3 protein-coding genes are annotated in these 1,696 nt (G+C 63.6%); 1 reads left to right on the forward strand and 2 read right to left on the reverse strand.

Annotated features, from left to right (window positions below; translation table 11 throughout):
• Nucleotides 1-426 (reverse strand): TolC family protein (locus VJ307_08245; protein HJX74132.1); only part of this gene is annotated, 426 nt, incomplete at its 3' end.
• Entirely contained in the window at nt 423-1,055 is a 633-nt protein-coding gene (locus VJ307_08250; GenBank protein ID HJX74133.1) for a TetR/AcrR family transcriptional regulator, read from the reverse strand. The genes VJ307_08250 and VJ307_08245, both read right to left, overlap by 4 nt.
• A 131-nt stretch (nt 1,056-1,186) precedes the next feature.
• Between VJ307_08250 and msrA the strand changes: the two genes are divergently transcribed.
• The coding region (gene msrA, locus VJ307_08255; protein HJX74134.1) for a peptide-methionine (S)-S-oxide reductase MsrA at nt 1,187-1,696 on the forward strand (510 nt) is incomplete at its 3' end.

Below are 1,696 nucleotides of genomic sequence, written 5' to 3' on the forward strand. Positions count from 1 at the left end.
CCGGGTGCGGCCGAAGTCCGAGAGGATCTGGGAAACGGCGCCTTCGACAAACAGGGAGGAGCCGGTTGCGTTTTGATTGGTCGTGGAGGAAAACGCCCGGGACCGGGTATATCCGGTGGAAAGGCTGATCGACGGATAATACCCCGATTCGGCCTGCCCCTTTCGCGCGATGGCCGCCGTCGTTTCGGCGTCGGCCTGGCCGACCAGGGGATGCCGGGAAAGAGCGATCGCGACGACGTTGTCCATGTTCCAGAGGATTCCGGCCCGGGCGGCGTTGTCGTTCCCGCCCGATGCGCTCTCCCCGCGGGTTCCTGCGGGAGGAGAGGCAACGCCCGGCGGCGGTTCCTGCGCCCGGCAGGGCAAATGCCCCAACCACAGCAAGAGGGCGACGGATGCCGCGACCGGAAGACGTTTCCGGAAGATCATTTTTTTCCGCCTTTCCCCCGCTTCCCTCCTGCGCCCCCGCCGGGGGACAGAGCCTGCAGGCAGTACCCTTCCACCATGCGGGAAAGACGGGAAAGGGGTACGTCGATGATCCCCAGCATGCTGTGCCGCGTGGTTCCGTAAAGGATTCCCCGGAGAAGGGCCGCCGTATCCCGCACGGGGAAGCTGGGGCGGAGAGTGCCGTCTTGGAACCCTTGCGTCAATCCCCGGGAGAGGATGTCGGTCATGCGGCTGAACCGGTTCCTGCTTTCCGCGGAACGGCCGTCATTCCCGACGGCGAGATGATTCGGGAAATCCCGGAGGATCACGAGGAAGCGGGTCTTGTTCCGTTCGAGGTATTCGAAGTGGAATCGGATGAGGCCGGAAAGCGTTTTCGCCCCGGTCTTTCCATCCCCGGCCAGGCGTTCCGCCCCCGCCATGTACTCCTCCACCATCTCGTCGAAGATGGTGAGGAAGATCCCGTCCTTGCTTCCGAAGTGATGGTAGAGCGTCCCCTCGGCGACCCCCGCCTCCTGGGCGATCTCCGCGGTGGTGGTGTTGCTGTACCCTTTTTCCGCGAACAGATGGGAGGCAACCGCCAGAATGGCGGACCGCTTGCTGGGCTCCCCCAATCCCCTCCCCCCCTCTACCGAGTGAGTGCTCAGTCGGTCAGGACAAGGTAGAGCGGGGGAAAACGGATGTCAAGAGCTATTCCCGGAGGATACCCCCGATGCCCGGACCTTTCCGCAGCCGGAGGAATCTAATGTCCGACTGCCTATTCTTGCGGAAACCGGAGGATGCGATGAAGACCAACCTCGTGCCGATCACGGAATTCCTCGGTTGGATGATGATCCCGCTGCTGGTGGCCACGGTTTCCGGCGCGGCGGAAAACGGCGGAGGGGCGAAGCAGGCCCCGCAACCGGCGACGGCAACCTTCGCGGGCGGCTGTTTCTGGTGCATGGAGTCCCCTTTCGACAAGCGGGACGGGGTTCTCTCCGTCACGGTGGGATACACGGGGGGACAAAAGAAGAACCCGACCTACGAGGAAGTGTCGGCCGGAGGGACGGGGCACGCCGAGGCCGTGCAGATCGTCTACGACCCCGCGAAAATCTCGTATGAGAGGCTGCTCGGGATCTTCTGGCGCAACGTGGACCCGCTGACCAGGGACGCCCAGTTCTGCGACCACGGAAACCAGTACCGATCGGCGATCTTCTCCCACGACGAGCAGCAAAAAAAACTTGCCGAGGCGTCGAAAAAAGCCCTGGAGGAGTCG

This window comes from Candidatus Deferrimicrobiaceae bacterium, from assembly GCA_035256765.1.
GTDB lineage: Bacteria > Desulfobacterota > Deferrimicrobia > Deferrimicrobiales > Deferrimicrobiaceae > CSP1-8.